The sequence below is a fragment of the Kocuria himachalensis genome, assembly GCF_054784195.1.
The window spans coordinates 34933-61443 of the sequence record NZ_BAAGPL010000007.1 but is presented as its reverse complement, the minus strand read 5'-3'; the positions used below and the strand labels follow the sequence as shown (position 1 = coordinate 61443).

The 26511-nt window shown below is 71.9% G+C and carries 24 protein-coding genes, 1 pseudogene and 1 riboswitch; of the genes and pseudogenes, 10 read left to right on the top strand and 15 right to left on the bottom strand.

What is annotated here, in order from left to right:
* Positions 1–29: 29 nt before the first annotated feature.
* The 5 genes from ACYVM4_RS05320 to ACYVM4_RS05300 are packed head-to-tail and all read right to left on the bottom strand — an operon-like array spanning position 30 to position 4858.
* Positions 30–782, bottom strand: coding sequence for an SDR family NAD(P)-dependent oxidoreductase (locus tag ACYVM4_RS05320; protein ID WP_368822708.1), 753 nt, complete (start codon positions 780–782; stop codon positions 30–32).
* A 20-nt stretch (positions 783–802) separates the two neighbouring features.
* Complete coding sequence (locus ACYVM4_RS05315; protein WP_368822709.1) at positions 803–1582, bottom strand: SDR family NAD(P)-dependent oxidoreductase; 780 nt, start codon at positions 1580–1582, stop codon at positions 803–805.
* Positions 1579–2919: an MFS transporter gene (locus tag ACYVM4_RS05310; RefSeq protein WP_460667876.1), complete on the bottom strand. Its 1341-nt coding sequence runs from the start codon at positions 2917–2919 to the stop codon at positions 1579–1581. The genes ACYVM4_RS05315 and ACYVM4_RS05310 overlap by 4 nt, the downstream gene beginning before the upstream one ends.
* Positions 2920–2945: 26 nt before the next feature.
* Entirely contained in the window at positions 2946–3833 is an 888-nt protein-coding gene (locus tag ACYVM4_RS05305) for a polysaccharide deacetylase family protein (RefSeq protein WP_460667875.1), read from the bottom strand.
* Between the two features lie 53 nt (positions 3834–3886).
* Positions 3887–4858 carry an asparaginase gene (locus tag ACYVM4_RS05300; RefSeq protein WP_460667874.1) on the bottom strand — a complete coding sequence of 324 codons (972 nt, stop codon included), beginning with the start codon at positions 4856–4858 and terminating at the stop codon, positions 3887–3889.
* Between the two features lie 182 nt (positions 4859–5040).
* Here ACYVM4_RS05300 and ACYVM4_RS05295 point away from each other — a divergent pair, with 182 nt between their 5' ends.
* Positions 5041–6042, top strand: a complete 1002-nt coding sequence (locus tag ACYVM4_RS05295; RefSeq protein ID WP_368822714.1) for a LacI family DNA-binding transcriptional regulator — start codon at positions 5041–5043, stop codon at positions 6040–6042.
* Between the two features lie 382 nt (positions 6043–6424).
* Here the strand turns inward: ACYVM4_RS05295 and ACYVM4_RS05290 are convergent, their stop codons facing one another.
* Complete coding sequence (locus ACYVM4_RS05290; protein ID WP_460667873.1) at positions 6425–7774, bottom strand: permease prefix domain 1-containing protein; 1350 nt, start codon at positions 7772–7774, stop codon at positions 6425–6427.
* Complete coding sequence (locus tag ACYVM4_RS05285) at positions 7774–8136, bottom strand: PadR family transcriptional regulator (protein WP_368822716.1); 363 nt, start codon at positions 8134–8136, stop codon at positions 7774–7776. Before ACYVM4_RS05285 ends, ACYVM4_RS05290 begins: the two co-directional genes overlap by 1 nt.
* A gap of 170 nt (positions 8137–8306) precedes the next feature.
* Here ACYVM4_RS05285 and ACYVM4_RS05280 point away from each other — a divergent pair, with 170 nt between their 5' ends.
* Positions 8307–8879, top strand: coding sequence for a GIY-YIG nuclease family protein (locus ACYVM4_RS05280; RefSeq protein WP_460667872.1), 573 nt, complete (start codon positions 8307–8309; stop codon positions 8877–8879).
* Between the two features lie 82 nt (positions 8880–8961).
* Entirely contained in the window at positions 8962–9780 is an 819-nt protein-coding gene (locus ACYVM4_RS05275; protein ID WP_368822720.1) for a hypothetical protein, read from the top strand.
* Positions 9781–9943: 163 nt separating this feature from the next.
* On the opposite strand, the gene ACYVM4_RS05270 is transcribed toward ACYVM4_RS05275, so the two are convergent.
* Positions 9944–11752, bottom strand: coding sequence for a flavin-containing monooxygenase (locus ACYVM4_RS05270; RefSeq protein ID WP_368822721.1), 1809 nt, complete (start codon positions 11750–11752; stop codon positions 9944–9946).
* Between the two features lie 261 nt (positions 11753–12013).
* Between ACYVM4_RS05270 and ACYVM4_RS05265 the strand changes: the two genes are divergently transcribed.
* Complete coding sequence (locus ACYVM4_RS05265) at positions 12014–13048, top strand: GAF domain-containing protein (protein WP_460667871.1); 1035 nt, start codon at positions 12014–12016, stop codon at positions 13046–13048.
* Between the two features lie 172 nt (positions 13049–13220).
* Here ACYVM4_RS05265 and ACYVM4_RS05260 read toward each other — a convergent pair whose 3' ends face one another.
* From ACYVM4_RS05260 to ACYVM4_RS05250, 3 genes are all read right to left on the bottom strand, one after another.
* A complete protein-coding gene (locus ACYVM4_RS05260; protein ID WP_460667870.1) occupies positions 13221–13631 on the bottom strand; it encodes a VOC family protein in 411 nt (136 codons plus the stop codon).
* 131 nt (positions 13632–13762) lie between these two features.
* Positions 13763–14401, bottom strand: coding sequence for an HD domain-containing protein (locus tag ACYVM4_RS05255; RefSeq protein ID WP_460667869.1), 639 nt, complete (start codon positions 14399–14401; stop codon positions 13763–13765).
* A gap of 86 nt (positions 14402–14487) precedes the next feature.
* Positions 14488–15132 (bottom strand): maleylpyruvate isomerase family mycothiol-dependent enzyme, encoded by a 645-nt coding sequence (locus tag ACYVM4_RS05250; RefSeq protein WP_460667868.1) that lies wholly within the window; start codon positions 15130–15132, stop codon positions 14488–14490.
* Between the two features lie 123 nt (positions 15133–15255).
* On the opposite strand from ACYVM4_RS05250, the gene ACYVM4_RS05245 reads away from it, so the two are divergent.
* From ACYVM4_RS05245 to ACYVM4_RS05230, 4 genes are all read left to right on the top strand, one after another.
* Entirely contained in the window at positions 15256–16395 is a 1140-nt protein-coding gene (locus tag ACYVM4_RS05245) for a metallophosphoesterase family protein (protein WP_460667867.1), read from the top strand.
* A complete protein-coding gene (locus ACYVM4_RS05240; RefSeq protein WP_460667866.1) occupies positions 16392–19028 on the top strand; it encodes an AAA family ATPase in 2637 nt (878 codons plus the stop codon). The genes ACYVM4_RS05245 and ACYVM4_RS05240 overlap by 4 nt, the downstream gene beginning before the upstream one ends.
* A gap of 453 nt (positions 19029–19481) precedes the next feature.
* Positions 19482–19640, top strand: a complete 159-nt coding sequence (locus ACYVM4_RS05235) for a hypothetical protein (protein ID WP_460667865.1) — start codon at positions 19482–19484, stop codon at positions 19638–19640.
* Positions 19641–19715: 75 nt separating this feature from the next.
* Entirely contained in the window at positions 19716–19889 is a 174-nt protein-coding gene (locus ACYVM4_RS05230; protein ID WP_460667864.1) for a PIN domain-containing protein, read from the top strand.
* Positions 19890–19966: 77 nt separating this feature from the next.
* Here the strand turns inward: ACYVM4_RS05230 and ACYVM4_RS05225 are convergent, their stop codons facing one another.
* Positions 19967–20536 (bottom strand): dihydrofolate reductase family protein, encoded by a 570-nt coding sequence (locus ACYVM4_RS05225; RefSeq protein WP_460667863.1) that lies wholly within the window; start codon positions 20534–20536, stop codon positions 19967–19969.
* Positions 20537–20830: 294 nt separating this feature from the next.
* Here ACYVM4_RS05225 and ACYVM4_RS05220 point away from each other — a divergent pair, with 294 nt between their 5' ends.
* The gene (locus tag ACYVM4_RS05220; RefSeq protein ID WP_460667862.1) at positions 20831–21736 is read left to right on the top strand and encodes a CPBP family glutamic-type intramembrane protease; all 906 of its coding nucleotides are present in this window, start codon (positions 20831–20833) and stop codon (positions 21734–21736) included.
* Positions 21737–21875: 139 nt separating this feature from the next.
* On the top strand, positions 21876–22424 hold the full coding sequence (locus ACYVM4_RS05215; protein ID WP_460667861.1) for a hypothetical protein: 549 nt from the start codon (positions 21876–21878) through the stop codon (positions 22422–22424).
* On the opposite strand, the gene ACYVM4_RS05210 is transcribed toward ACYVM4_RS05215, so the two are convergent.
* From ACYVM4_RS05210 to ACYVM4_RS05200, 3 genes and pseudogenes are all read right to left on the bottom strand, one after another.
* Positions 22419–23636 (bottom strand): MFS transporter, encoded by a 1218-nt coding sequence (locus ACYVM4_RS05210; protein ID WP_460667860.1) that lies wholly within the window; start codon positions 23634–23636, stop codon positions 22419–22421. The two genes, ACYVM4_RS05215 and ACYVM4_RS05210, sit on opposite strands and share 6 nt — an antisense overlap.
* Before the next feature lie 147 nt (positions 23637–23783).
* Positions 23784–25073 (bottom strand): Glu/Leu/Phe/Val family dehydrogenase, encoded by a 1290-nt coding sequence (locus ACYVM4_RS05205; RefSeq protein ID WP_460667859.1) that lies wholly within the window; start codon positions 25071–25073, stop codon positions 23784–23786.
* 237 nt (positions 25074–25310) lie between these two features.
* Positions 25311–25907 (bottom strand): annotated as a pseudogene (locus tag ACYVM4_RS05200) (DNA alkylation repair protein); the annotation flags it as partial.
* A gap of 415 nt (positions 25908–26322) precedes the next feature.
* Positions 26323–26509, top strand: a riboswitch (cyclic di-AMP (ydaO/yuaA leader).
* Positions 26510–26511: the final 2 nt, after the last annotated feature.

Below are 26511 nucleotides of genomic sequence, written 5' to 3'. Positions count from 1 at the left end.
CACATCCTGACCGTCTCCTCCCGCGCCGGCTACGGCATCACGTCGCCGCTGTTGGGCCCCAGCGTCTGGCCCGTGTAGAGGTCACCGCCGGGCGAGGAGGCCAGCAGCAGCGCGGTGGGCGCCACCTCGTGGGCCTGGCCGAAGCGGCCGATGGGCAGCTCCGCCTGCTTGGCGGCCTTCCACTCCTCGGACAGTCCCTCGATCAGCGGCGTCACGACGGGTCCGGGCGCGATCGAGTTGACGAGGATGTGGTGCTCGGCGAGCTCCAGCGCCATGGCCTTCGTCATGCCGATCACCCCGGCCTTGGCCGCGACGTAGTGCGTCAGGCCCGTGCCGCCCTTGATGCCCAGCTGCGAGGCAATGTTGATGATCCGCCCGCCGCCGCGCTCCACCATGTGGGGGGCGGCCCAGCGCGCGGCCAGGAAGACGCCCTTGAGGTCCACGGCCAGGACCTTGTCGAACGTCGCCTCGGTCATCTCCAGCAGCGGCGTCTCGTCGAGGATGCCGGCGGCGCTGACGAGGACGTCGATCCCGCCGAGCTCCTCGACGACCCGTCCCATCGCCTGCCGCACCGCCTCGCCGTCGGTGACGTCCACGGCGAGCGCCGTGGTGCGCCCGCCGAAGCTGCCGCACTCCTCCGCGACGGCCGTCGCGTGCTGCTCGTCGCGGTCGAGGACGGCGATGTCCGCGCCCTCCTGGGCGAAGAGCATGGCGATCGCCGCTCCGATGCCGCTGCCGCCGCCGGTGACGACGGCGACCTTCCCGGTCAGTTGCTGTTCCATGGCTGCCTTTCCTGGAGGGCTCAGCTCGGCCAGCGGACGGTGAGCCCGCCGTCGACGACGAGCTGCTGCCCCGTGACGTAGGCCGAGTCGTCGCTGGTGAGGAAGCGGATGGTGCGTGCGGCCTCGTCGACGTTGCCGACCCTGCCCCACGGGATGATCGATCCCGCGGCGTCAAGGCCCTCGCGGCCCAGGGAGTTCACCGGGTCCAGGGACTGGGGGCTCTCGATCAGCCCGGGGATGACGGCGTTGACCCGGATCTTCCGGGGTGCGAGCTCGACGGCCAGCGAGCGGCACAGGCCGATGAGCCCGGACTTCGCCGCCGCGTAGTGGCTGTGCTCCTCCCACCCGTAGACGCCACCGGCGATCGACGACGTCGCGACCATCGCCCCGCCGTGGGTCATCCGCGTGCTGCAGGAGCGGAAGACGCGCATCACCCCGGAGAGGTCGACGGCCATCATGTCGTCCCACGCCTGATCGGTCATGTCCGCGAGCGCGGCACGGCGGAGGATGCCGGCCGCGGCCACCGAGATGTCCAGCCGGTCGAACTCGTCGAGCGCGGTCTGGGCGAGCTTCTCGGTGTCCTCGAAGCTGCGCACGTCCATGGGGACGGCCGTGCAGCGCCCGCCCGCGGCCTCCACGGCGCGGACGGTGTCCGTCGCGTCGTGGGGGTCCGAGGGCAGGTAGCCGATGACGGTGTGGGCCCCGGCCCGGGCGTAGGCGACCGCCAGGGCCCGGCCGATCCCGCTGCCGCCGCCGGAGATGACGGCGACCTTTCCCTCGAGTCCGTCGTCGCGGATCATGCGATCACCGTGGTCCGCAGGTGGGCGTCCTTCAGGGTGCGGGTGCCGGCCATGCACAGCGCCGAGAGGATCAGCCCGCCGGAGCCGGTGATGATCGCCGCCGTGGCCGTGTCCACCCCCGCGGTGAGCAGGATGGTGAGCAGCCCGGAGCCGGCGATGCCGCCGAGCGGCGCCATCACGTGGGCCACGTTCGCACCCATGCCGCGCACCTGGGGCGGGAAGGACTCGCCCATGTAGAACAGCAGCGCCGCGTAGGGGCCGGTGAGGAAGAACAGCGTCATGGCGTACAGCGGGATGATGTAGCCGGAGGTGCCCGGGCCCAGCAGCATGGCCAGGCTCACGATGCCACCGGCGATCCAGCCGAGGACCACGGTCGGCTTGCGCCCGATCTTGTCCCCCAGCCAGCCGTGGAACACGTAGCCCACGAAGCCCACCGCGTTGGAGAGCACGAGGATGATGAGGGCGTTGTCGAAGGAGACGCCCTTGGCCTCGACCAGGATGGTGGTGCCCAGGACGGAGAACACCTGGATGCCGAACCAGTTGAAGAACCACGCCAGGGACAGGCAGGTCGTGTGCCGGCGCAGCTCGGGGGTGAAGACGTCCTTGATGCCGGTGGCGTGGTGGGCCGCCTCCTCGAGGTCGTGCTCGGCCGCGAGGGCGTGGGCACCGGCGGTGTCACCGGCGGCCCGGCGGCGCCGGACCTCCTTCATGGCGGCGAACGTCGGGGACTCCGGCAGGCGCAGGGCCAGCAGGACGACGATGATCGACAGCACCGCGGCGACCACGAAGCTCCAGCGCCAGCCGATGATCGGAAGTGTCAGGGCCGACAGCCCCGCGGAGACCAGCGCGCCGACCGGCCAGCCGCCCTGCACCAGCGAGTACATGAGGCCGCGGCTCTTGGCCTCCTTGTACATCTCGTTGAGGTAGACCGCGTTGACGACCTCCTCGGACATGGAGAAGCCGGAGAAGGAGCGGATGATGATCAGGCTCGCGGCCCCGAGGGCGGCACCGGTGAGACCGGACGCCACCGCGCCGCCGAGCATGAGCACGATGAGCGCCTTCTTGCGGCCCATCTTGTCGATGATGGTGCCCACGGCCAGGGCGACGATGAACACGCCGATCGTGGCGTAGGTGTTGATCGCGGTGGACTCCGCCACCGACCAGCCGAAGTCCTCGGCGATCACGGGGAGCAGCGTGCCGAAGAGGGTGAAGTCGTAGACGGAGGCCACCCAGGCGATGAAGCAGACGACGGAGACCTGCTTGACCACCTTCGGGGTGATCTTGACGTTCCAGGGCTCGACGCCGGAGGGCGTCGGGTTCGAGCGCAGAGCGGACATGGCGGTGTTCCTTCGTGCCGGTGGGATCAGGCGGAGGTGCGGGGATTGCGGGCGGCGAAGTCGCGGGCGACGTCCTCCATGAAGGCGAACTCGACGCCGTCGTGGCCGGCGATGTGGTCGAAGAGCCGCTCGAGCATGAGCAGGTTCTGCGGGCGGCCACAGACGTCGGGGTGGATGGTGAGCGGGAAGACGCCGTAGTCCATCTCCCGGTAGACCCAGTCGAACTGGTCCTTCCACAGCTGCTCGATGTCCCGCGGGGACACGAAGCCGTGGCTGTTCGGGCTGGACTTGATGAACATCATCGGCGGGAGGTCGTCGAGGTACCACGAGGCGGGGATCTCGATGAGGTCGGTCTCCTCGCCGCGCACCAGGGGCTTCATCCAGTCGTGGGCCGAGGCCGCGTCGTAGTCGATCTTGGTCCAGGTGTCGCCGACCCGGACGTAGTACGGGGTGTGGTCGTCGTGCATGAGCGAGTGGTCGTAGAGGAACCCGCGCTCGAGCAGGATCTCGTTGGTCACCCCGGAGAACTCCCACCAGGGCGCCACGTAGCCGACCGGCTTCCTGCCGGCGCGCCGCTCGATGAGGTCGGTGCAGTAGTCGAGGATCTCGGTCTCCTGCTCGCGGGTCATCGCGATGGGGTTCTCGTGGCTGTAGCCGTGGACGCCGATCTCGTGGCCGGCGGCGACGACGGCGTCGAACTCCTTCGGGAACGTCTCGACGGAGTGGCCGGGCCAGAACCAGGTCACCGGCATCTCGCGGCGCTGGGCGAGCTGGAGCAGCCGCGGCACGCCGACCTCGCCGGCGAAGAGGCCGCGGGAGATGTCGCCCGGGGAGTCCTCGCCGCCGTAGGAGCCGAGCCAGCCGCCGACGGCGTCGACGTCGATCCCGACGGACACGTAGATCTTCTTGGACATGATGTCTCCTCTGGTCGGTGGATTAGGAGTCGATGGTGGATGGGACGGACCACCTACAGGTGGGCCTCGAACGCCCAGGGCAGCTCGGCGGCCGAGGTGCCGTGGGAGAGCAGGAGGGCGGCGAGGATGCGCGCCTGGAACGGGTTGAGGTCACCGGACGGGATGGCTCCCGCCGCCACGAGGTCGGTGCCCCCGCCGTTGCCGTAGAGCGGGACCACGGGCCCCCACGGCACACGCGTGCTGAGGACCACCGCGCACCCGCTCTCGACGGCCTGGGCGACGTTCTCCGCGAAGCCGGGACCGGCGTTGCCGACCCCCGTTCCGGCCAGCACGACTGCCTGGGCGCCGAACTGCACGGCGAAGTCCAGGAGATCGGGCGTGGCCCCGGGATAAGCGGTGACGATCTCCACTCGGGTGGTGTCGAAGGCGGCCGGCGGCAGGGGCAGCGGCGGGTGGCGGCGCCGCGGGATCGCCGTGACGACGAGCTGGCCCCCCGCCGTGTGCGCGACCTCGGCACCGCCCTGGAACGGGCTGCTCGCGGTGGTGTGGGCCTTCCGGGCGCCCCGTGCCGAGCGGACCGTCCCGTTGAAGGAGATGAGCACGCCGCTGTTGTGCAGTCCCGGTGATGCCGCGGCCAGCACCGCCTCCTCGACGTTGCGCGGGCCGTCCGGGGACGGGCTGTCGGCCGGCTGCTGGGCGCCGGTGAGCACCACGGTCTTGGGCGAGCGGTGCACCAGATCCAGCAGGAACGCCGTCTCCTCCAGGGTGTCGGTGCCGTGAGTGAGCACCACCCCGTCGTTGTCCCGGTCGGCCAGGGCCTCCTGCGTCGCCTCCGCGATCAGCCGCAGGTCCCCCAGGGCGAGTCGATAGCTGTTGGTCGTGAGGACGTCCCGGGCCGAGACGGTGAGCTCGCCGTACTGGCTCCGGGACAGGTCGGCCGCCGTGTCCGTGGCCACGGATCCGGTGGAGCCCCCGCCGCGGGACGCAATGGTGCCTCCCGTGCCGAGCAGCTGGATGTGGGTCACGCGCCGCCTGCTTCCCTTGGGTCGGTCCCGATTCAGTGTGCAAGAGTTCCCATGCAAACGAATGCCGCAATCGATTGCGTAAGAGGCTGGTTCTGACCCTAGAGTGGATCAGGAGTGATGCGCAACACATTCACGAGAATTTAACGTCCGTTACTGTGTGGAAACAGAGGGGAGGGGTCGACATGGGCGTACGACCGACCGTCACGCTGAAGGCCCTGGCGGGCGAGCTGGGCCTCAACCCCTCCACGGTCTCCCGGGTGCTCAACGACCCCAAGGGCCTGGACTCCAAGTGGGCCTCGCCGGACACCACGGAGCGCATCTTCGCGCTCGCGGAGGAGCGCGGCTACCGCAAGAACCCTTACGCCGCCTCGCTGCGCACGGCCAAGTCCCACATGATCGGAGTCGTCGTGCCCCGCCTGCAGGACTACGTCCTGGCGACGATGTACGAGGGCATCGACGAGGCCGCCTCCGAGCACGGCTACTTCACCGTGGTCTCCAACTCCCTGGACGACCCTGCGTCCCATCGCGCCAAGGCGGAGAAGCTGCTGGACCGCCGTGCCGACGGGCTGATCTTCGGCGACGCCCTGTTCGAGGACCCCTTCCTGGACGAGCTCGCAGCCCACGGGGTGGCCTTCACCCTCGTGAGCCGGCGCTCCCCCGGCCACCGGTCCGTGACCTGCGACGACTACACCGGGGGACGCCTGGTCGCGGAGCACCTCGTCGCCTCCGGCCGGAGGACCTTCGGCATCATCGCGGGCGATCCACGGGCCTCGACCTCGATCGACCGGTGCGCGGGCTTCCTGGACGCGCTCACCGAGCACGGTCTCGGCGTGGACCCGGCCCTGGTGGTCCCCGGTGGCTTCGACGCCCCGGCCGGCAGCACGGCGGCCGCCCAGATCCTCGCCGCAGGTCCGCTGCCCGAGGCGGTCTTCGCGGTCAACGACTTCGCGGCGCTCGGCGCGCTCGGCGCGTTCGCCCGGGAGGGGATCACGGTCCCGGAGGACACGGCCCTCGTCGGGTTCAACGACACCCCGCTGGCCGGCAGCGTGGGGCTCACCACCGTGCGCTCCCCCATGCACCGCATCGGCCGGCAGGGGTTCGAGATGCTGATGGACGTGCTGGACGGCAAGGACGTCGAGAGCGTCCAGCTCCCCCCCGAACTGGTCGTGCGCACGAGCGCCTAGCCGTCCAGCACCCGCTGTCGGAGTGCCCGGAGGATCTGCCGCCCCCGCTGTGGGGCGCCACCTGAGCCGAGGCAAGGACGTGGAGGCAGGGAGGCGGGCAGGTCAGCGCAACTGTGTACAGAATGCGGATCGATCGAGTAATAACCCGGTGTTAGTGTTGATGCATCACGCGAGTGGCCGGCCGGGGGGCTGAGCCGCCGCGTGAGGATCACGTCGGAGCGACCGGCCGGAAGGCCACCAGGACGACGTCGATCATGATGCCGCCGTCCTGGTGGCAGCGGGCCTCGGACCAACTGGTCAGTCGTCGGGGGGCGACTCCCCTGCCACCAGGACGCGCAGGCCCCTCCGCCCCGCTCCACGGCCCGGCCGGAGAACCCGTCGATCAGGCGAAGGCGAAGACGAGCGGGAAGACCACCACCACGATCGCGGCCCACAGGCCGTAGACCGGCAGGTAGCGCGTCTGCCAGCGCTCGAGCTCGGCGAACGGCCGCCGTCCCCGCAGGCACCCGGCACTCAGCCAGCCCGCTCGCACCAGGTGCACCAGCAGCAGCAGGTTCAGCCCGAGCGCGGCGATCTTGTTGGGACTGGAGCCGAACTCGGCGATCCGGGTCAGCATCGCGGTCAGCATCACCGCGTCCACCGCCAGCGCCGCGACGACGAGCACCAGCTGCAGGCCGTCGAAGAGACCGGGCGGCTCGAGCGGGTCCCGGGCGGAGATCGAGTAGAGCAGCAGCGCCAGGACGAGCACGAGGATCGCGTCCATGAGGATGAGCAGCCCGCGGTCGACGTCGACGAGCCCGCCCGCCGCCGTGAGCACCGCCAGGAGGGCCAGCAGCATGATGATCGTCAGGGGGGTGAACACGCGCGTGAGGACCGGGGCGATGTTCTCGACGACGTTCTGCTTGGCCTCGACCAGCCACGCGGCCACGACGAGCGCCCCGGGCACGGCGAACGGCAGGATCCAGTCCTCCAGCACCGGCTCCAGGTCGATGCCGACGACCTGCAGGGCCCCGAACGTGAGTCCGACCAGCACCGCCCCGCCCAGGGCCAGGAGCGTGTAGTAGATCACGAGCTCGCCGGTGAAGCGGACGAAGTCCATCCGCCGGCCGTCGGAGCGCCACCTCCCGCCCATGTAGGCGACCCCGGCCAGCAGCCACAGGACCACCGGGGCGTGCAGAACGGCGAGCAGCTCGGTGGATCCGCCGGGAACGAAGGGATAGACGTTGAGCACGACCGCCAGCACCGCGAACGGGACGAGCAGTCCCGCCAGCACGCGCGCGGTGAGCCGGCGCTTCCACGCGAAGTACCCGGCGAGGAAGGGCAGGACGAGCAGGCCGAGGTTGCGCGCCAGCACCGCCTCCTCGCCGAACCAGGCGATGCCGGCCTTGACCGCCACCCCCGCCCCGACCGCGAGCGCGAGGACGATGCCCAGCTCCCGCCACGGCGGCACGCCGGCGTCCTCGGCGTCCTCCGGGACGAGCACGAGCTGCTTCCACAGCCGCTCGGAGTGCTCGCGGGCGAACTCGTGCGAGACGGCGTCGAGGTTGCCCATGCGCTTGATCGCGACGAGGAAGGCCTCGTCGTCGTCGAGCCCGGTGGCCCGCAGGTCCGCCACCTGTTCGCGCAGGTGGTCCTCGAGCTCGTCGACGTCGGCCGGGGAGATCGCCTGGCGGCGCTGGACGTAGCCGCGCCACCGGCCGATCTGGGCCTCCTGCTCCGCGTGCAGCTCCATCACGCCCACCGCTCGGTCGTGGCGGGCGGCTGCTGCGCGGCCTGCCACACCTGCCGCAGCGCGTCGGCCACGACGGCCCACTGCTCCTGCCGGTCGGCGAGCGCGGCCCGGCCCGCCGGCGTGATCGCGTAGTGCTTGCGCCGGCGCCCGGCCTCCGATGTGCCCCACGAGGACGACACGTAGCCGAGCCGCTCGAGCCGGTGCAGCAGCGGGTACAGCATGCCGTCGGTCCACTGCATGGAGCCGCCGGAGAGCTCGCTGACCCGTTTGAGGATCGCGTAGCCGTACAGGTCGCCGTCCGCCAGGATCCCCAGTACGAGCGGGGTGGCCGAGGCTGCGACCAGGTCCTTGTCGATGCGCACCGCGCCTCCTATACCTAGTTGTGCTATGCATTGAACCCTAGCAGCACTAGGTATGGCAAGGGCGCCACGGGAAACGACGACGCACACGGGGAGGACTGGGCACCGCCGCCTCCTGCGCCTACAGTCGAAGCAGAGTTGCAGTCGAGAACGACCGTGGAAGGTGGTGACCCATGAGCACGCAGCCCGCCGAGCCCGGTCTGGCCGCGCTCCCGCTCAGCACGCCACTGGAGGCAGAGGTCCACCACTCCCGCGGCGTGTACTCCTGGTGGCTGGACACCTCCCGCTCCCCCACCCCGGAGGCGGCGGGGCTGCACCTGCCCGCGGTGCCGCGGCTGCGCCACAGCTCGGGAACGGCCGAGCTGCTCTACGTGGGGCGCGCCCGGCGCGACCTCCACCGGCGGATCACCGGCCAGCACCTGCGCCGCACCCGCTCCTCGGCGCTGCGGCGCACCCTGCTCGCGGTGCTCCTGCCCGGCGACCCGTCCTGGCGGGACGGCGCGGCCCTGGACGGCCGCAACCGGGTGCTCCTCGCCGAGGAGCACGAGCAGCGGCTCACGGCCTGGATGCAGGAGCACCTGCTCCTCGGCTGGGCGGGGCGCGAGAACAAGGACGACGTCGACGCCCTCGAGCAGCGGTGGGTCGCCGCGCACCAGCCGGTGCTCAACACCGAGGGCACCGGGCACGGCCCGGAGCTGACCGAGCTCAAGCGGGTCTTCCGCGAGGGTCTGCCCGTCCGGTCCTGATCGCCGGCAGCTCGCCCCAGGGCCGCCGCTGCCGCGGCGGTAGAATGGGTGCCCAGCGCGCACGTGGTGGACGGGGGCCGTCATGAAGGACACCGGGAGCAGCAGCGGAGCCACCGTCTGGGTGGTCCTGATCGCGGCGGTGGTCTTCGTCGGCCTGTTCCGGTTCCTGATCCTCGGCGGAGTGGCTGTTCTCGGCCTGGTCCTGCTCGGCCTGCTGGTCTGGCTCAGCGCCGGCTTCATCACGAGCCAGACGCGCACGGCCCGGCAGACCGCCCTCCAGGACGACGACGACGAGCCGCCGCGCAGTGCCCGGCGGTCCGGGCAGACGACTGTGGAGGAGTCCCGGGCGGCCGGAGCGTCCAACATGCGCACGGCCTGGATCTCGTGGCACCTCCGCTCCCTGCCCCCGCCGGAGGAGTCCAGGGATCCCCGGCTCCTCACGGGGACCCTGTCCGTGGTCCCACAGGCGGACTGGGACGTGGACCGGCTCCGCACGCACGGCCGGGCGCTGTGGTCCCTGCGCGGCAGCGCCCGCCGGCACGACCTGCTCGACCAGCTGGACGCCCGCCTGGACCGCACGGTCGCGATGATCTCCGACTCGACCGACGCCGAGTTCGACACCGCCCTCGGCCAGGTCAACGACCAGTACCTGTACCACCCGGACCCGCAGGTCCGCACCGCCTACCTGGAGGGCGGCGCCCTGGGCGTGGACCTCATCATGGACGCCGTGACCGCCGCCCGGGCGCAGGCCCGCGAGGACGCCGCCACGAGGGCCGCCGCGGAGGCCCTGGCCCAGCAGCGCACCGCCGCACTCCGTGCCCTGCGGGAGACCTACCACCCCACCGAGGGCCGGGACGCCCACACCGCCTGGGACGAGCAGGCGAAGAAGCTCGAGGAGTGACCCCGGGCGGTTCCGCGCCACGACCTGGGTGCTGAGCCCAGGCAGGGATCGGCAGGCGCCGCTCCCCGGCGGCGACATCCTCCACCGCCGAGCCCACCACCCAAGGAAGGGCGCCGGAACGGATCGTCCGATCCGGCGCCCAGCCCTCGTGCTCGGGCAGGGATCACCGCGGGTGATGGGACTCCTCGAGCTCGAACACCGGCGTGGGAACTCCCTCCATGCGGGCCTTGAGCTGCAGGGCGAGGTACTTGGAGTAGTGCCTGCTCTGGTGCAGGTTCCCGCCGTGGATCCAGAGATTCTCCACGTTGGTGGGCTTCCACATGTTCCGCAGCTCCCCCTCCCAGGGCCCGGGGTCTCGGGTGGTGTCCGAGCCGTATCCCCAGCACTTGCCCACCCGGTCGGCGACCTCCGGGGAGATCAGGTCCGCGAGCCACTCGTTCATGGACCCGTAGCCGGTGGCGTGGACGACCAGGTCCGCCGGCAGCTCGGTCCCGTCGTCGAGGACCACCGCGTCCTCGGTGAGGTGGTCGACCTGGCCGGAGGCCAGCCGGACCCGCCCGTCGATGATCAGCTGGGAGGCGCCCACGTCGATGTAGTACCCGGAGCCCCGGCGCAGGTACTTCAGGAACAGCCCGGAGCCGTCCTCCCCGAAGTCGAGGTCGAACCCGGCGGACTCCAGCGCCGCGTAGAACTCCTCGTCCCGGCGGGCCATCTCCTCGAACGCGGGCCGCTGGACGTCCGGCAGGACCCGGTACGGCCAGGACGCGAACAGCATGTCCGCCTTCTCCGTGGTGATGCCGGCCTCCAGCGCCTCCTCCGAGTAGAGCGGCTTGAGGACCAGGTCCATGAGCGACTCGCTGCGGGAGATGTGGGTGGAGGAGCGCTGGACCATGGTGACCTCGGCCCCGTGCTCCCAGAGGTCCGCGCAGATGTCGTGGGCGGAGTTGTTGGAGCCGATGACCACGGCCCGCTTGCCCGCCCAGTCGTCGCCGCCGGCGTGGGCGGAGGAGTGGTGCTGCGCGCCCCGGAAGACGTCGGCGCCGGGGAACCCGGGGACCCTCGGGTACCCGGAGACGCCCAGCGCGAAGACCAGCTGGGTGGGGTGCAGCGTGATCTCTTCGCCGTCGCGGTCCACGACGACGGTCCAGGTGCCGGTCTGCTCGTCCCACTCGGCCGACCGGCACTCGGTCTTCGCCCAGTAGTTCAGTTCCATGATGTCGGCGTAGTGCATGAGCCAGTCGGCGACCTTGTCCTTGGCGGGGAACACCGGCCAGTCGTCCGGGAACGGCAGGTAGGGCATGTGGTCGTACCAGACCGGGTCGTGCAGGTGCAGGGACTTGTAGCGGTTGCGCCAGGCGTCGCCGGCCTTCTCGTGCTTGTCCACCACGATCGTGGGGATGCCGAGGCGCTGCAGCCGGGCGGCCAGGCCGATCCCGCCCTGGCCGCCGCCGACGACGAGGCAGTACGGCTGCTCCGTCCGGCCGAGGGCCTCGTCCCGCGCCCGGCGCCGCTCCAGCCAGGTGGTGCGCTCCCGGGTGATCTCGTGGACCACCCCGCGGTCCCGGCGCGGGCCCTTCTTCTCCTCGAACCCCCTCAGGTCCTGGAGCGTGGTCAGCAGGGTCCACGCCTTGCCCTCGCGCAGCCGCAGGTAGCCCCACCCGGTCCCGGCGGAGGTCTCGAAGCGCACCCAGCACTCCGTGACCCCGTCCGCCGTGGTGGGCTCGCCCTCGACCTCCCACCCGGAGGGCCGGACGTGCGGCAGGGTCTGCGCGAGCATCCGGCAGATCCGCTCACGGCCCTCCAGGGTCTTCAGGTTCCAGGTGAACGCCAGGAAGTCGCGCCAGAAGCCCTCCTCCTCGAACAGCTGCGCCGCCGCGTCCGGGTTGCCGGCCGTGAGGGCGTCCTCCAGGGACGCCAGCCAGGTACGGGCGATGTCCGTTCCGGCACGCGTGCCGGTGTCGGTGTCGGTCATGGTTCCTCCTCGATGTACGCCGGACGCCCCGTGGCATAGGCTCCGATGTGATGCGTGTCACCACTGTGGGGCCGAGGGGGTTTCCTCGACGTTGCATCTCGACGGACCCCGTGACGTCGGGGCGGACCCGGTGACGTCAGGACGGTTCCTGTGACATCGGGACGGGCGCAGAGGACGGAGGAGTGCGCTGTGGACAGCTGCGGATCGGTGAGGACACCGGAACGGGTGCGTTCCGCCTGGGAACGGTGCGCCGCTCGGGGCATGTCCCGCGACCTGGACGGCCCGCGGGAGGTGCTCCCGGACCACGAGGTCCAGCAGCTGCGCGCGGCCTCGCCGCTGGGGGCGCACGTCGACGTCGTCGCAGATCTCCTGGGCGTCGTCCGTGACCCCGCCGAGGCCCGGGTCGCCGTCCTGACGGGTCCCGACGGCACCGTGCTGTGGCGGCGCGGGGGACGCTCGCCGCTGGGACGCGCCGACGGGCTCGGCTTCGTCGAGGGCGCCGGCTGGGACGAGCACGGCGTGGGCACCAACGCGATCGCCCAGGCGCTGCGCAGCGGGACCGCGGAGGAGCTGCGGGGCACGGAGCACTTCGCCCTGTCCCACAGCGCCTGGGACTGCACGTCCGCCCCGGTGCGTCATCCGGGCAGCGGAGAGGTGCTCGGCGTCATCGACCTGTCCGGCCCGCAGGGCACCGCCACCCCGGACACCAGGGCCCTGGTCCGCTCGGCCGCGCGCGTCGTCGAGACGCTGCTCGCCGCCCAGGCGCCCTCACGCCCCCACTCCGCCGGCACGACCGGCACGCCGTCCCTGGAGCTGCGCCTGCTCGCCGAGCCGGCCACGGCCCGGGTGGGCGGCGGGGACTGGTTCGCCCTGCCGACGCGGTCCGCGGAGATCCTCGCGCTGCTCAGTCTGCGCGAGCGCGGGTGGAGCGCCGAGGAGATGGCCTACGAGCTCTACGGCGAGCACGGCACACCGGGCACGGTCCGCACGGAGATCCACCGGGTGCGCCGCCGGCTCGGGGCCGTGATCACCACCGGGCCCTACCGCTTCGCCGACCCGGCCGCCGTCACCAGCGACGTCCTGCAGCTGCGGACCGCCCTCGAGCAGGGCGAGGTCGCCCGGGCCCTGAACATCTACCGGCAGCCGCTGCTACGGTCCTCGGACCTGCTCACCATCGAGGAGTGGCGCTCCGAGCTGGACCGGGAGACCGCCGAGGCCGTGCGGCGCAGCGGCGATCCCCGGGTCGAGACCCGCTGGTCCCACACCGAGATGGGCCACGCCTACCAGCGAGGATGAGCCGGGCCCGGCCACGGCGATGCCTGGCGAGTGGATCCGAAGCCGGCATGTCCCCCGACACCGATACACGACCCTGTGAACGTCGGTGAATCCTGTGAATGCCGTCCCGGGACGGGGTCTCGGCTCGGCCCCGCGGCAGCTGGGCGCCGGGGCACTTCGCCCGGACCGTGCCTCATTCCCGGGCCGACACGATCGGGTCCGCCCACACGATGTTCCACCGGTGGCCGTCCGGGTCGGCGAACACCCGGTGGCTCGTGTACCTGTCGTCCTTCCGCTGCCCGGCGGTGGCGCCGGCGGCGACCGCCCGGTCGACCAGGGCATCGACCTCCTCGAAGATGTCGACGAGCAGGGCGAAGCTGCCGCTCACCGTGCGGCGGGGATCGGCGAGCTCCTGGTCCTCGCCGACGGCCTGCTGCATGAACCGCCGCTCGACGAGCGTGACCCCGAAGTTCTCCCCGAGGTCCAGGATCAGGCTGTGCCCCTCGGCCATGCCGGGAGCCGTCCGCCAGCCCAGGGCCTGGTAGAAGGACCGCGAGCGCTCCAGGTCGGCCACGGGGATGTGGGGAAAGAACTTGTACGCCACGGGAACTCCTGGAGCGTCGACGGGCCGGGGTTCCATGCTCCTCCCGCCCTGCGGACGGCACAACGGTGGAACCACCTTGTTGCGGCCCGGCCGCCCGGGGCCTCCGCACGATGGCGGAGACCCCACGGTGCTCATTCGGGCCAGGCGTTCTCCTGGATGATGCGCACGAAGTCCTCCCGGTGGAAGTCGGGGTCGAAGTGGGCGAGCACGTCGTCGTTCATGGTGCCGAAGGTGGTCTCGGGCCGGTCCACCATGCCGTCGTGGAAGGCGCGGAAAATCTTGTTCTTGAAGTCCGGCCGGGGGTGCGCGGCGACGACCTCGGCGCGGTGCTCCTCCGAGATCTCGTCCAGGTCGAGACCCAGCACGTCGGTCTCGACACCCAGCGTGACCACGGCGACCTCGGGCGCCAGGTGCAGGGGGATCTCCGGGGTGGTGTGCAGGGCGATCGCCAGCCACACGTTGCGGGCTTCCTCCACGGAGCGGCCGTGGTCGCGCAGGAATGCCTGCGCCGCCTCGGCGCCGTCGATCTCGAAGCGCTGGTGCTTCGTGCGGTGCTCCTGCGTGAGACCCAGGTCGTGGAACATGGCCCCGACGTAGGCGAGCTCCGGGTCCACCTCGTGCCCGCGCGCGGCGGACTTGAGCATGCCGAAGAGGAAGACCCGGCGGGAGTGGTTGAACAGGCTCTCGTCGGCGGCCCGCCGGACCAGCTCGGTGGTCTCGCGGACGAGGGCGGAGTCCGGAACGGTGATCCCGGCGATCGTCTCGGGCATGGTGTCTCCTCTGCTCGGATATGTGGTGGCGCGCAAGTATGTGGTGGCGTGCGGGGCCAGCCCGTCGCCGGCCCTCCCCCACCCTCTCAGACGGGGGCGCAGCGGGACCGCAGGATCGGGACGCCCTCACCGGTCAGGTCGTCGCAGTACGTCGCCCTGCCGGCCAGGGCCATGACGAGCGCCAGCGTGGTCCCGCTGACCAGGGGTCCGGAGCCGGATTCGAAGGGGCCGTCGGTCGCCACCAGGCGGAGGCCCTGGGCGGCGCTGCGGCTGGGCACCGCGAAGTCCTTGCCCACGTAGAACCGCGCCACCGCGGTCACGGTCTCGACCGGCGGCGTGCGCGGCAGCCCGAGCGGGCGGCGGACGTCCTGGCCGTGGACGACGACTTCCCCCAGCCACGCCGCCGTGTCCTTGGAGGGTGCCTTCGTGCTCGCGGTCACGGCGCGGAACCGCTGGAGCGTCTCGGCCGGGGTGGCCCCCCGGTACTCCTCCAGGCGGCGCTGGTTGTGCCGGTCGAAGTCGAAGCGGGCGCCCAGCACGCTCCGGAGCCACCGCAGCCGGCCGATGCTCGCCGCCGCGGTGAGATGGGCCACGACGTCCTCCACGGTCCACCGCCCGCACAGGGACGGCGCCGCCCACTGCGTCTCGTCCAGGCCGGCCAGGTCCTCGGCCAGCCGCGCCCGCTCGACGTGAATGGCTGTCCACAGGTCTCCCGGGCTGGTCGGCTCCATGCGCCCACTCAAGCACACGCCGGCGGGCCGGGGCGCCGCAGCCTCCGGTGTCCGCCGATCCCGATACCGTGGCAGAGGACCCGCACCCCGGGCCGGCACCCCCCGACCGCACGAGGAGCCTCGATGACGAGCACCCGTTTCCTCCACACGAGCGACTGGCAGCTGGGCATGACCCGGCACTACCTCGAGGGCGAGGCCCAGTCCCGGTACACGGGCGACCGGGTCGAGACGATCCGCCGTATCGGAGAGCTCGCCCGCGCCCGGGGATGCGCGTTCGTGGTGGTGGCCGGCGACGTCTTCGAGCACGCCAACCTGAGCCGGCGGGACGTCGGGCGCGCCCTGGACGCGATGGGCTCGGTGCAGCTGCCGGTGTACCTGCTGCCCGGCAACCACGATCCCCTCGGCCCGGGATCCATCTACGCCCAGGACGCCTTTCGGAACCTGAAGCCGGACAACGTCGTGCTCCTGGACGCGGTGGGCCCGTGGCCCGTCGCCGAGGGCGTCGAGCTGGTGGCCGCCCCCTGGCGCAGCAAGCGGCCCGACGCGGACCCGGTCGCACCGGCCCTGGAGGGGCTGGAGCCGGACGGGACGCTGCGCGTCGTCGTCGGCCACGGGATGCTCGACGAACTGGACCCCGACCGCTCCTCCCAGGTCACCGTGCGCCGCGCGCCCCTGGACGAGGCGCTGGCGCGCGGGACGATCCACTACGTGGCGCTGGGCGACCGGCACATCCGCTGGCCCGAGGACGACCGCGGCGCCATCCACTACTCCGGGACCCACGAATCCACGGGCTTCCGCGAGCCCGGCCGCGGGCACGTCCTCGAGGTGGCCCTGGACGGCAGCACCGTGGCGGTCACCTCCCACGAGGTGGGGCAGTGGGAGCACCGCGTCCTCGAACGCCAGATCGACGGCTCCGACGACGTCGAGACGCTGCGGGCCGAGCTCGCCGCCCTCACGCCCAAGGAGCGGATCATCCTCAAGACCGTCTTCACCGGCACCCTGAACCTCTCCGAGTCCTCCCTGCTGGACGGCCTGCTGGAGGAGCAGGCCGAGGTCTTCGCGAGCCTCAACGCCTGGGAGCGGCACACCGACCTCGCGGTCGTCCCGGACGAGCACGAGTTCGAGAACCTCGACGTGGGCGGGTACGCCGCCGACGCCGTGACCGATCTGCGCGAGCTGGCGGCCTCGGAGTCCGAGGACGCACCCGCCGCCGGGGACGCGCTCCGGCTCCTGTACCGCCTCGTGGGAGGACCGACCCGATGAAGCTGCACCGTCTCAAGCTGGAGAACTTCCGCGGCGTGACCGCCCGCGAGGTCGAGTTCCCCGACGCAGGGGTCGTGGTGCTGACCGGCCGCAACGAGATCGGCAAGACCTCGATGATCGATGCCCTGGACGCGCTGATCGAGCTGCCGGACAACAGCAAGCACAAGAAGATCACCGGGGCGAAGCCCGCCGGCCGGGACGTGCCCGTCCTCGTGGAGGCGGAGTTCTCGATCGGCTCCACCCGCGTGGTCTACACGAAGCAGTGGCTGAAGCGGCCGTCCACGACCCTCCGCCACGTGGGCGGGGCCGGGGACGGCCGCACGCTCACCGGCCGCGAGGCCCACGACGCCGCCGAGCTGCTGTGGGGCGGGGCCGACACCGCGCTGTGGAAAGCCGTGCGCTTCATGCAGGCCGGCGGGCTGACCCAGAACGCCCTCACCGACAGCGCGGCGCTGCGCCGTGCGCTGGAGTGCCACGCCGGCGAGGCCCAGGGCGACGACCGCGAGGTCGCCTCGCTGCTGGAGCGCGTGAGCGCGGAGTGTGACAAGTACTGGACCGCGACGCGGAAGAAGAACGCCAAGTACCTCCAGGCCGAGACGGACTGCCGAGAGGCTGCGACCGCGGCCGCGGAGGCCGCCGAGGAGCTGCGGGGCATCGCGGTGGTCGAGGAGGAGCTGGCGGAGCTCACGGAGGAGATCGCCGCCACCGGCCGGAAGCTCGGGACCGCCCGCACGGAGAAGGCGGATTTGGACCGTGCCGCCGCGGAGATCGAGGCCGTCCAGCGGCAGCGGCAGGAGGCCCAGCGCCGCCGGGACGCCGCCCAGGGCGAGCTCGACCGCGCCCGGGAGCGTTCGGCCCGCCGCGCGGAGTTCGTGGCCGCGCTGACCGCCGACGAGGAGCGCAGCGCGGCGCTGGCCGAGGACCTGCGGTCCTGCGAGCAGGATCTCGCCCCGGTGCGCGAGCACGCCGCGGAGGCCGAGGAGCGCCGGACCGCGGCCCAGGCCGCCGTGCAGGAGGCCCGGGCGGCCCACCGCGCCGCCCGGGAGGACCGGAAGCACCTCGACGACGTCGAGCGCCACCGCCGCGTGCTCGAGATCCTGGACTCGCTCGAGGCGGTCCGGGCGCAGCTGGCCGATTTGCGGTCCCGTCCCGCCACGGAGCTCGTCGAGGACGTCCTGGAGAAGCTCGAGCGGGCCGAGCGGGCGGCGGAGAAGGCCGAGGCGGAGCTGGCGGCCGGCAGCGCCCGGGTGGAGCTGACCGCGCTGGGCCGCGCGCGCCCGATCGTGCGCGGCGACAGCACCGAGGAGATCGCCCCGGACGAGCCGTGGTCCGTCCCGGTGACGGACGAGGTCGAGGTCGAGATCCCCGGCGAGTGGCGGGTGCGGGTCTTCCCGGAGCAGGGCATCGCGGCCCGCCGGGACGCCGCCCGCACGGCGCGGGAGAAGTTCACCGCGCTGCTGGCGCGGCACGGGGTCGAATCGGTCGCCGATGCCCGCGCCGCGTGGCGCGAGGCCCAGGAGCTGGCGCAGCAGGTGCGCGAGGCCGTGGCCCAGCGCGACCGTCTGCTCGACGGCGAGGACGAGAGCCGCCTGCGCGACGACCGGGACCGGCTGACCGCCGCGATCGAGCAGTACGGTGCGCGGCGGGCCGACGACGCCCCCCTGCCGGAGACCGCCGGCGCCGCCCAGGAGACGGTCGAGGCCGCCGAGGCCGCCCTCACCGGGGCCGAGGACGCCGCGCTCCATGCCGAGGCCGCCGCCGAAGCCGCCCGGTCCGCCCTGCAGTCCGCCCAGACGACGCTGCACTCCCTCCAGGGCGCCGCGCTCGAGCAGGAGCGCGCCCTCGCCGGCTCCCGGTCCCGGCTCGAGGACGCACGCAGCGAGGTGCCGGACGAGGACCTGGACCGCGCCGCCACCGCGGCGGCCGAGGCGCTCGCCGCGGTCCAGGAGGAGATCGACGGGCACGAGGCGGCCCTCGCCGGCCTCGACGCCGACCGGGTGCTCGCCGACCAGCAGCACGTCGCGGACGAGATCGCAGGGCTCGAGACGCTGCTGGGCGAGCGGCGGGGCCGCCACCAGTCCCTGTCGGGCCGGCTCGAGGGCATGGGCCGGGACCGGGTGCAGCTGGCCCACGACCAGGCCGAGACACGGCTCGAGGCCGCCCGGCGCCACCTCGCCGGGATCGAGCGGCGGGCCGAGGCCGCCCTGCTGCTGGAGCGGACCCTGCTGGAGCACCGCGAGCGCGCCCACGCCCAGTACGTCCAGCCGTTCCGCACCGAGGTGGAGCGGCTGGGTCGGGCCGTCTACGACCCGGACTTCGAGGTCCAGGTGAGCGGCTCCCTGGAGGTCGAGCAGCGCAAGCTGCATGGCGACTGGCTGCCGTTCCACTCCCTCTCCACCGGCGCCAAGGAGCAGCTGGTGATCCTCATCCGGCTCGCCACCGCCCTGCTCGTGGATCCGGAGGACGGGGTCCCGGTGCTGCTGGACGACGCCCTGGGCCACTCCGACCCGCAGCGGCTCCGCCGGCTCGCCTCGGCCATCACCACCGCCGGGGAGCGGACCCAGGTGATCGTGCTGACCTCGAACCCCGAGCGCTTCGTGAACCTGCGGGAGGCGCACCGGATCGAGATGTGAGCCGGGCCCGGCGCCGACTGCCCTGGTGCGTCCCAGCCGGCATCTCTACGCTCTTCAGATAAGTCATCAGTACGTCCGATATCTGCCAGAGAGGAAGGGGGTGGCCGTGAGCCTGGATCGTGACCAGCCGAAGCGAGGCAGCATCCGGCGTCGCTCCCACGGGTCCAAGGCACCCCGTGTCCTCGTCTCAGGCGTAGCACGACGGCTGCGAGTGGTGCGACCCGAGCAGGAGGCGTACGTAGTGCAGGCTCAGCCCGCCGCCCGGCCTGAGCCTTCGTTCCCGCCCGCACTCGGGCAGGCGGCGCTTCCGGCGCTGGGCAGTGAGCAGCCGAGGGACGTCAGCCCTGAGGACGTGTACCGCCTCATGACCGCCTCCCCGGAGAGCACCGACTGGATCAAGGAGCTGTCGGAGGACCGGAAGAACGTCGTCGCGGATGATCCCTGGGACAGCCCGTGAGGGGGTTGCTGGACACCAACATCCTGATCGCTCTCCTGGACCCGGAGCAGGAGACCCCCGATCTGCGCGGCTTCTCCGGATTGACCATCAGCTCCTTGTCCCTGTCGGAAAGGCACATGGGAGTGGCGGCCATGGCCTCGGACCCGACAAAGTAGGCCCTGCGGGAGAACGAACTCGCGAGGACGCGGGCCACTTTCGGTGCCGGCATTCCCTACGATGACCGATGCGCCTTGGCTTTCGGCGTGCTGGTCGAGGAAGCGGTCAGGAATGGTGCATCGCATCGCAAAAATGTCATTGACAGGATGATCGCGGCGACAGCGATGGTGCACGGGCTCACCCTGGTCACGCGGAACACCGACGACTTCAAACATCTGACCGGCCTGGTGGGGGTGGAGAGGCGGTGATCGTGCTGACTTCGAACCCCGAGCGCTTCGTGAACCTGCGGGAGGCGCACCGGATCGAGATGTGAGCCTCCTCGGGGTCAGGAGGCCGGTCCACCGTCCGAGGGCGCTATCGGGCCCACGACGCTGTAGGTCGCGCAGACGAACGCGCGGTTCCGGGCCACGTCCGTCAGCTCCAGGTCGAACCGGCGGGGGAACAGTGGGCGGCCCGCTCCGAGAGTGACCGGCGCGATGGAGACCATCAGCTGGTCCAGCAGTCCGGCCTCGGCGAACTGGGCGGCCAGGTCGCCGCCGCCGACGACCCAGATGTCCTTCCCGCCGGCGGCCTCCGCGAGGGCGGCGTGGATCGGTGCCACCTCCCCCTGGGCGAAGCGGAGGTCGGCTCCGCCGATCCCCGGCAGCTCGGCGTGGGAGACCACCCAGGTGGGCATGTCGTAGGGCCAGTCCTCGCCGGAGGCCTGGAGGTGCGCGCGGACCCACTCGTAGGTGGTGCGGCCCATCACGACCGCCCCGATCCCGGCGATGAACTCGTCGTAGCGGAACGGGCCCTCGGGATCGGAGTCCTGCCGGAACAGCCACTCCAGGGAGTCCTGCTCGTCGGCGAGGTAGCCGTCCAGGGTGGTGGCGGTGTAGAAGACGGTGCGGGTCATCGGAGACCTCCTGTGCGTCGTGGCATCCACTCGATCGGATCTCCGGGCTCGGGAGGCGATCCCGGTCCGGCTGCGGACGGACCGCGCGCGGCCGTGCCTTCTCCATCATGGACGGCTGCCGGTGACACACAAGTGCTCCCCCACCGCTCCCCCTTGCTCCCGCCCTTTCCCGCGCGCACTGTGAGAGTCACGCACCAGGGCGCGCCACGACGACGATTATCACCGCCCGCGCACGCGGCAGTGGAGTCCCCCGTCCCCGGGTGCGGACGGCACGCACCGGTCGGGAGGAACACCATGACCACGTCCGCCCCGGACCCCCGGGACACCGGCCACCGCCCCCGGAGCCGTTCGCCGGCCCGGCGCCGGCCCGTGACGGTCTTCCTCGTCCTGGCCCTGGGCCTGGGCTGGGCGGCGCTGACGGTTCCCGCACTCACGGGCCTGCCAGGGGAGCCGTTCCTGCTGTTCCTGACCTACGTGGGCCTGCTGGGCTCTGCACTGCTGGTCACGCGCCTGGCGGACGGTCCGGGCGGGATCCGCCGGCTGCTGGGGCGGGCCTTCGCCTGGCGCTTCGGCGCAGGACGCTGGGCCGTGGTCCTGCTGGGCATGCCGGTGCTCACCCTGGCGCTGACCGCGGCCACCGGTACCCTGCGCAGTCCTGCGGCCGGCTGGGCGGGCGAGGCGGGGTGGTACCTGTTCAGCACCCTCGTCGTCGGGGCGCTGGTGGTCAACCTGTGGGAGGAGACCGCCTGGGGCGGGTTCCTCCAGACCCGGCTCACCGCCCGGCACGGGCTGCTGGTCGGCGCGCTGCTGACGAGCCTGCCCTTCGCCGCGATCCACCTGCCGCTGTACCTGGCCGGGGGCTGGAACGAGGAGGTCGCCAGGAACCTGGCCCTGCTCTTCCTGCTCGTGCCCGTCTACCGGTACCTGCTGGGCATGCACCTGCTGGACACGGGCGGCAGCGTGCTGGCCATCGGCATCCAGCACGCCTCCTGGAACGCCGCCGGGAGCCTTGGCGCGGTCGAGGGTGAGTGGCAGGTGCTGGTGGCGGTCGTGCTGCTCACGCTCCTGGTGGCGCTGGAGCGCCGCGTCCGAGGCCGGGGCACACGGCCCCTGGGCCGGGACGCCGAACGCCGGGCGGCCGCCGAGTGGACGGCACCGCGCAGCCGCGGCCCGGGAACCGCGGTCGACGGCCCGGGGTGACCGGACAGGGCCTCCGTCCTTGGCGCCGGCAACGACCGACGCGACATCCGGCGGAGGACCACGCGCACCGCCTCGTCGAAAATACGCCCTGAGTGACGTGGCCCACATAGAATCGAGGCGACCGAGGCAAGGGGCTGGCATGAGCATCGAGGACGAACGGCGTACCCGCGCTGCCGCCCGGGCACCGCACGAGCCGAAGCCGCGCCGCCGCACCCCGCACGACCGCGGTGCACGCGAGGCCAGCCTGGAGTGGGCCCTGGACGAGGTGCGCAAGGTCGGGGTCGAGGCGAGCGACCTGCTGCGCAGAGAGGGCCTGAAGCCGGCCAAGCTTGTGCACGTCCCCCGCGGCGCCAGGTCCTACCCCCTGGTCGGCCACGCGTTCTCCCGGGTCGCGTGCGGCTACGGGTGGCACGTCGTCCGCGGCCTGGTCGTCGGCACGGACGGCCGGCTGTGGACGCGCACGCCGCTGCACGACCCCACGCCGCAGAAGGACCTGGACGCGTGGCGCCTGGACGTGGAGCCTCCCGGCGGGCGGGGCGAGCTGCCCCACCCCGTGCAGTACGACGGGATCTCCCTGCACACCGTGCGCCGGATCTCGGAGCACGAGTACCTGAAGGTCGACCTCATCGAGCGACTCACGGACGGCTACGCGCGACTGCTCATCCTCCACCACCGCCGGAGGTCATGAGCGTCGGGAGCGGTTCCGCAGGAGGCCGAGGAGCACGACCAGGGCCAGGAGCAGGACCATGCCCGCGTAGCCCACCGCCGTGGGCACCAGGCCGATCCGGCCCGCCACGGCACCGGCCGCCACCGCCGGGATGCTGTGGGAGAGATAGCTGACCACGTAGATCGCCGAGAGCAGCCCCGCCCGCTCGTGCGGTGCCGCCTGGGGCAGGAGCGTGCGCAGCACCCCGAGGAAGCCGGCGCCGAAGCCGACGCCGGCCACCACCGTCGCGGCGAAGTACAGCCCCACGGATCCGACGACGAGCGCGGCGACCGTGGCGGCCATGCCCACCACCAGGACGCTCATGCCCACGGCCAGCACCCGCTCCGGCGCCGTCGCGCCGAACAGCAGGATCGCGATCCCGCCGGTGCCCGTCAGCGCCGCGACCACCAGTCCGGTGAGGACCACGGAGTCCGCCCCGGTCAGCGATCGAACCAGGTTGGGCCCCAGGGAGATGATCAGCCCGCCCAGGGACCAGCACGCGGCCGTGGCGGGCAGCACCCACACCGCCGAGCGGCGCACCTGCGGAGGGAAGGAGACCCGCGGACGCAGCGAGGCCAGCGCCCCAGGGGCGCGCTCCACGGTCTCGGGGCCGAACGCCGTGCCCACGAGCTGCAGCACCAGCAGTCCCAGCAGCACGAGGAAGATGAGGTCGATCATCTGCGAAGCGGCCGCGACGATGAGGCTCGAGGCCACCGCTCCCCCGGCCAGGCCGAGAACCGGTCCCGCTCCGGTGATCACGGTCCCCAGCCCCCGACGCTCCTCCGGTTCGAGTTCGATCACGTAGGCGCCCAGCGCCCCGGTCGCGGTGCCCGTCGCCACGCCCTGGACCAGCCGTGCCACCACCAGGGTCACCTCGCTGTCCGCCAGCACGAACACGGCCATCGCGGCGATCTCCAGGACCAGGGCGACCAGCAGCACCGGGCGCCGCCCGAGGTGGTCGGACAGCGCCCCCACCGTGAGCAGCGCGGCGAGCAGGGACACCACGTACGCGGCGAAGATGACGGTCAGCACGACCGGCGGGAAGCCCCACAGGTCCTGGTACAGCGGGTACAGCGGGCTGGGCGCGCTGGAAGCGGCCATGACCACCACCAGCACGGATGCCTGCACCCAGAAGGCCACCTTCGGGGGCAGCACAGGACGACGGCGGGGCGCGGCACCGGAGCGGAGGAACATGCAGGGCCTTTCGGGACGGACCAGGGAACGCGATGTCGTCGCGTCAACCTCACGGTAGCCCCGCCGGTGGATCCCCGGGGATTCACTCCGCCCCGGCGGGATGCCCTCGTCCGGCCCCGACTCCTCAGGAGGCCCGCCCCCGGCCGATCAGGGGTAGAGGCCTCGCGTGCGGTGGGCGTCGGCCACGCGCTCCACGGCGGTGACGGTCGCTGCCTCGCGCAGGGTGAGGCCCCGGGCCGAGGCGACGTCGAGCAGGTGGTGCCAGGCGGAGAGCATGCGGTGCTCGAGGCGGTGGTCGACCTCCTGGCGGGACCACCAGTAGGCCTGGTTGGACTGCACCCACTCGAAGTAGGAGACGACCACGCCCCCGGCGTTGGCCAGGATGTCCGGCACCACCAGCACCCCGGCCTCGGCGAGGACCCGGTCGGCCTCGGCGGTGGTGGGGCCGTTGGCGCCCTCGACGACGACCCGGGCCCGGACCTCGTGGGCGTTGGCGCCGGTGAGCACCCCTTCCACCGCCGCGGGCACCAGGAGGTCCACCTCGAGGGCCAGCAGCTGTTCGCCGGGGATCGTCTCGGCCCCCGGGAAGCCGACGACGGAGCCGATGACGGCCACGTGCTCCTGCAGGGCGCGGATGTCCAGGCCGTCAGCCCGGTGGACCGCTCCGTACTGGTCGGAGACGGACACGACCTTCACCCCGGCCTCGGTGAGGAACAGGGCGGCGTCGGCGCCCACCTTCCCGAAGCCCTGCACCGCCGCGGTGGCCCGCGCCGCGGTGATGCCGACGTGCTCAAGGGCGGCCAGCGCGATGTGCACCACCCCGGCCGAGGTCGCCGAGGCGCGCCCCAGGGACCCGCCGAGGCTCACCGGCTTGCCGGTGACCACCCCGGGCACGGTGTAGCCGGAGGAGACCGAGAAGGTGTCCATCATCCAGGCCATGGTTTGCTCGTCCGTGCCGATGTCCGGGGCGGGGATGTCCTTGTCCGGGCCGATGATCGGCAGGATCTCGGAGGTGTAGCGGCGGGTCAGCCGTTCGATCTCGGGACGGGAGTAGCGGCGGGGGTCCACGGTGATGCCGCCCTTGGCCCCGCCGTAGGGGACGTCGATCAGGGCGCACTTCCAGGTCATCCACATCGCCAGGGCACGGACCTCGTCGAGGTCGACCTGCGGGCTGTAGCGCACCCCGCCCTTGGCCGGGCCCCGGGAGACGTTGTGCTGGACCCGGTGGCCGGTCAGCACCTCCACCGAGCCGTCGTCACGGCGCAGCGGGATGCTCACGGTCATCTCCCGCCGCGGGCTCGCCAGCAGGGCCTGCAGACCGGGCTCGTAGTCCAGGGTGGCCACGGCGGAGGCCAGCTGCGCCTGGGCATCGACCAGTGGGCCCACGGTGTGGGAGGTGATACCGATCCCGGGCAGGGATGACACGTCGGTGGTCATGGCGGCAGGTTCTCCTGAAGGCAGTGAAGGGGAGGTCGCGGCACGAAAGACTCCGCCCTGCGGAGTGTGACGTGCACAACACCAGTGTGAGTCCTTGGAAGCGTCAACAACAGCGATGAATCCTGCGCATGAATCATCAGGATCGCTTATGGGACTCCGGCCGGCACCTGGCGACTCCCGGCCGCTCCGGACAGCCCCGCACTCCGGTGAGTCACGGCACGAGCGCCGGCGCCCCTCCTACCGATCGTCCCGTCGGCGCACGATCTCGGCGATCCAGGCGGGGGCGAACGGGGACGTGCAGTTCGGCGGCGTCGGATAGTCCTTGAGCACCTCCAGGCGCTCTCCGATCTCGACGGCACGGGCCCGGTGCTCCGCGTGCTCGATCCCGATCTGCGCCAGGCAGGTGTTCATCGCCCACTGCAGGCGCTTCGGGGCGGCCTTTATCTGCGCCTCGATGACGTCGAGCAGGCCGGCGAGGTCGAGACCCTCGGGCTTCTTCACCACGCGGTCGGCGGTCAGCGCCCACCCGGCGCTCGCGACGACGGGATCCGGATCGGCCAGCCACGCCACGCGCAGGTCCTCGGCGTGCAGGCTCTTCTTCACCACGTAGTTCACGAACCAGTCGTACACCTTGGGGGCGCGCGTCTCGCGCACCATGGCGTCCAGCTCGTCCCGCTCGAACGCCTTCGGGCGGCAGATCAGCAGCGTTAGCAGTCTCGCCGCGGTGTCGCCGGTCTCCCAGAGCGCGAGCGCGAGGTCCTGCTGCGTCTTCAGCCGCTTCGCAACCGCCCGCAGCTGGGTGAGGTTCACGCCGTGGTCGTCGCCGTGCCGCTCGAGAGCTTTCTTTTTGTGAATTCATGACCGGACCATAGGGCGCACCAAAAGTCATCCTTTCCACCCGGAGGGACAAAACCCCTCCCGTCGATAATCAAGGAATTGGTAAAGCTTTCCCGGTGAATTGCCGCGCCATGACCCAAGTGTCACCACCGGACCTCCCGCTGCAGAGCAAGATGGTGCTCACCCGCCGACACGACCTGCACGGAGCCCCAGGTCAAGAGCACTTTCGTCTTGACTTGAGCCTCCCCGAGGATCTTGGTCAGCGCCCCTCACCGAGCCACGTCGTCTGGCTACGAAGGTGGGATGCTGAGCCGGAAGAGAAACCGAGACACGCCCGTGATCAAAACGAGACTTTCCCGTTATTCTTCGGTTAGTGTTCTCTCCGTGCCGGTCGCCTCACCGATCGGTATCCCTGTGCACATCGCCGAATTCTGCCGGTGCCCGGGGCCCCCAGAAAACATCGCTCGGCAGAAGCGGGGGAACCATGAACGGTCCCTCCCCCGGGACCTAGGGGTTAAGTCGTCAGGGCCCCCATCCTGACGACCGGGTGTCTCCCACCCGCATCCGACAGCTCACCTCGCAGGCAAGAGGGAGGACAACA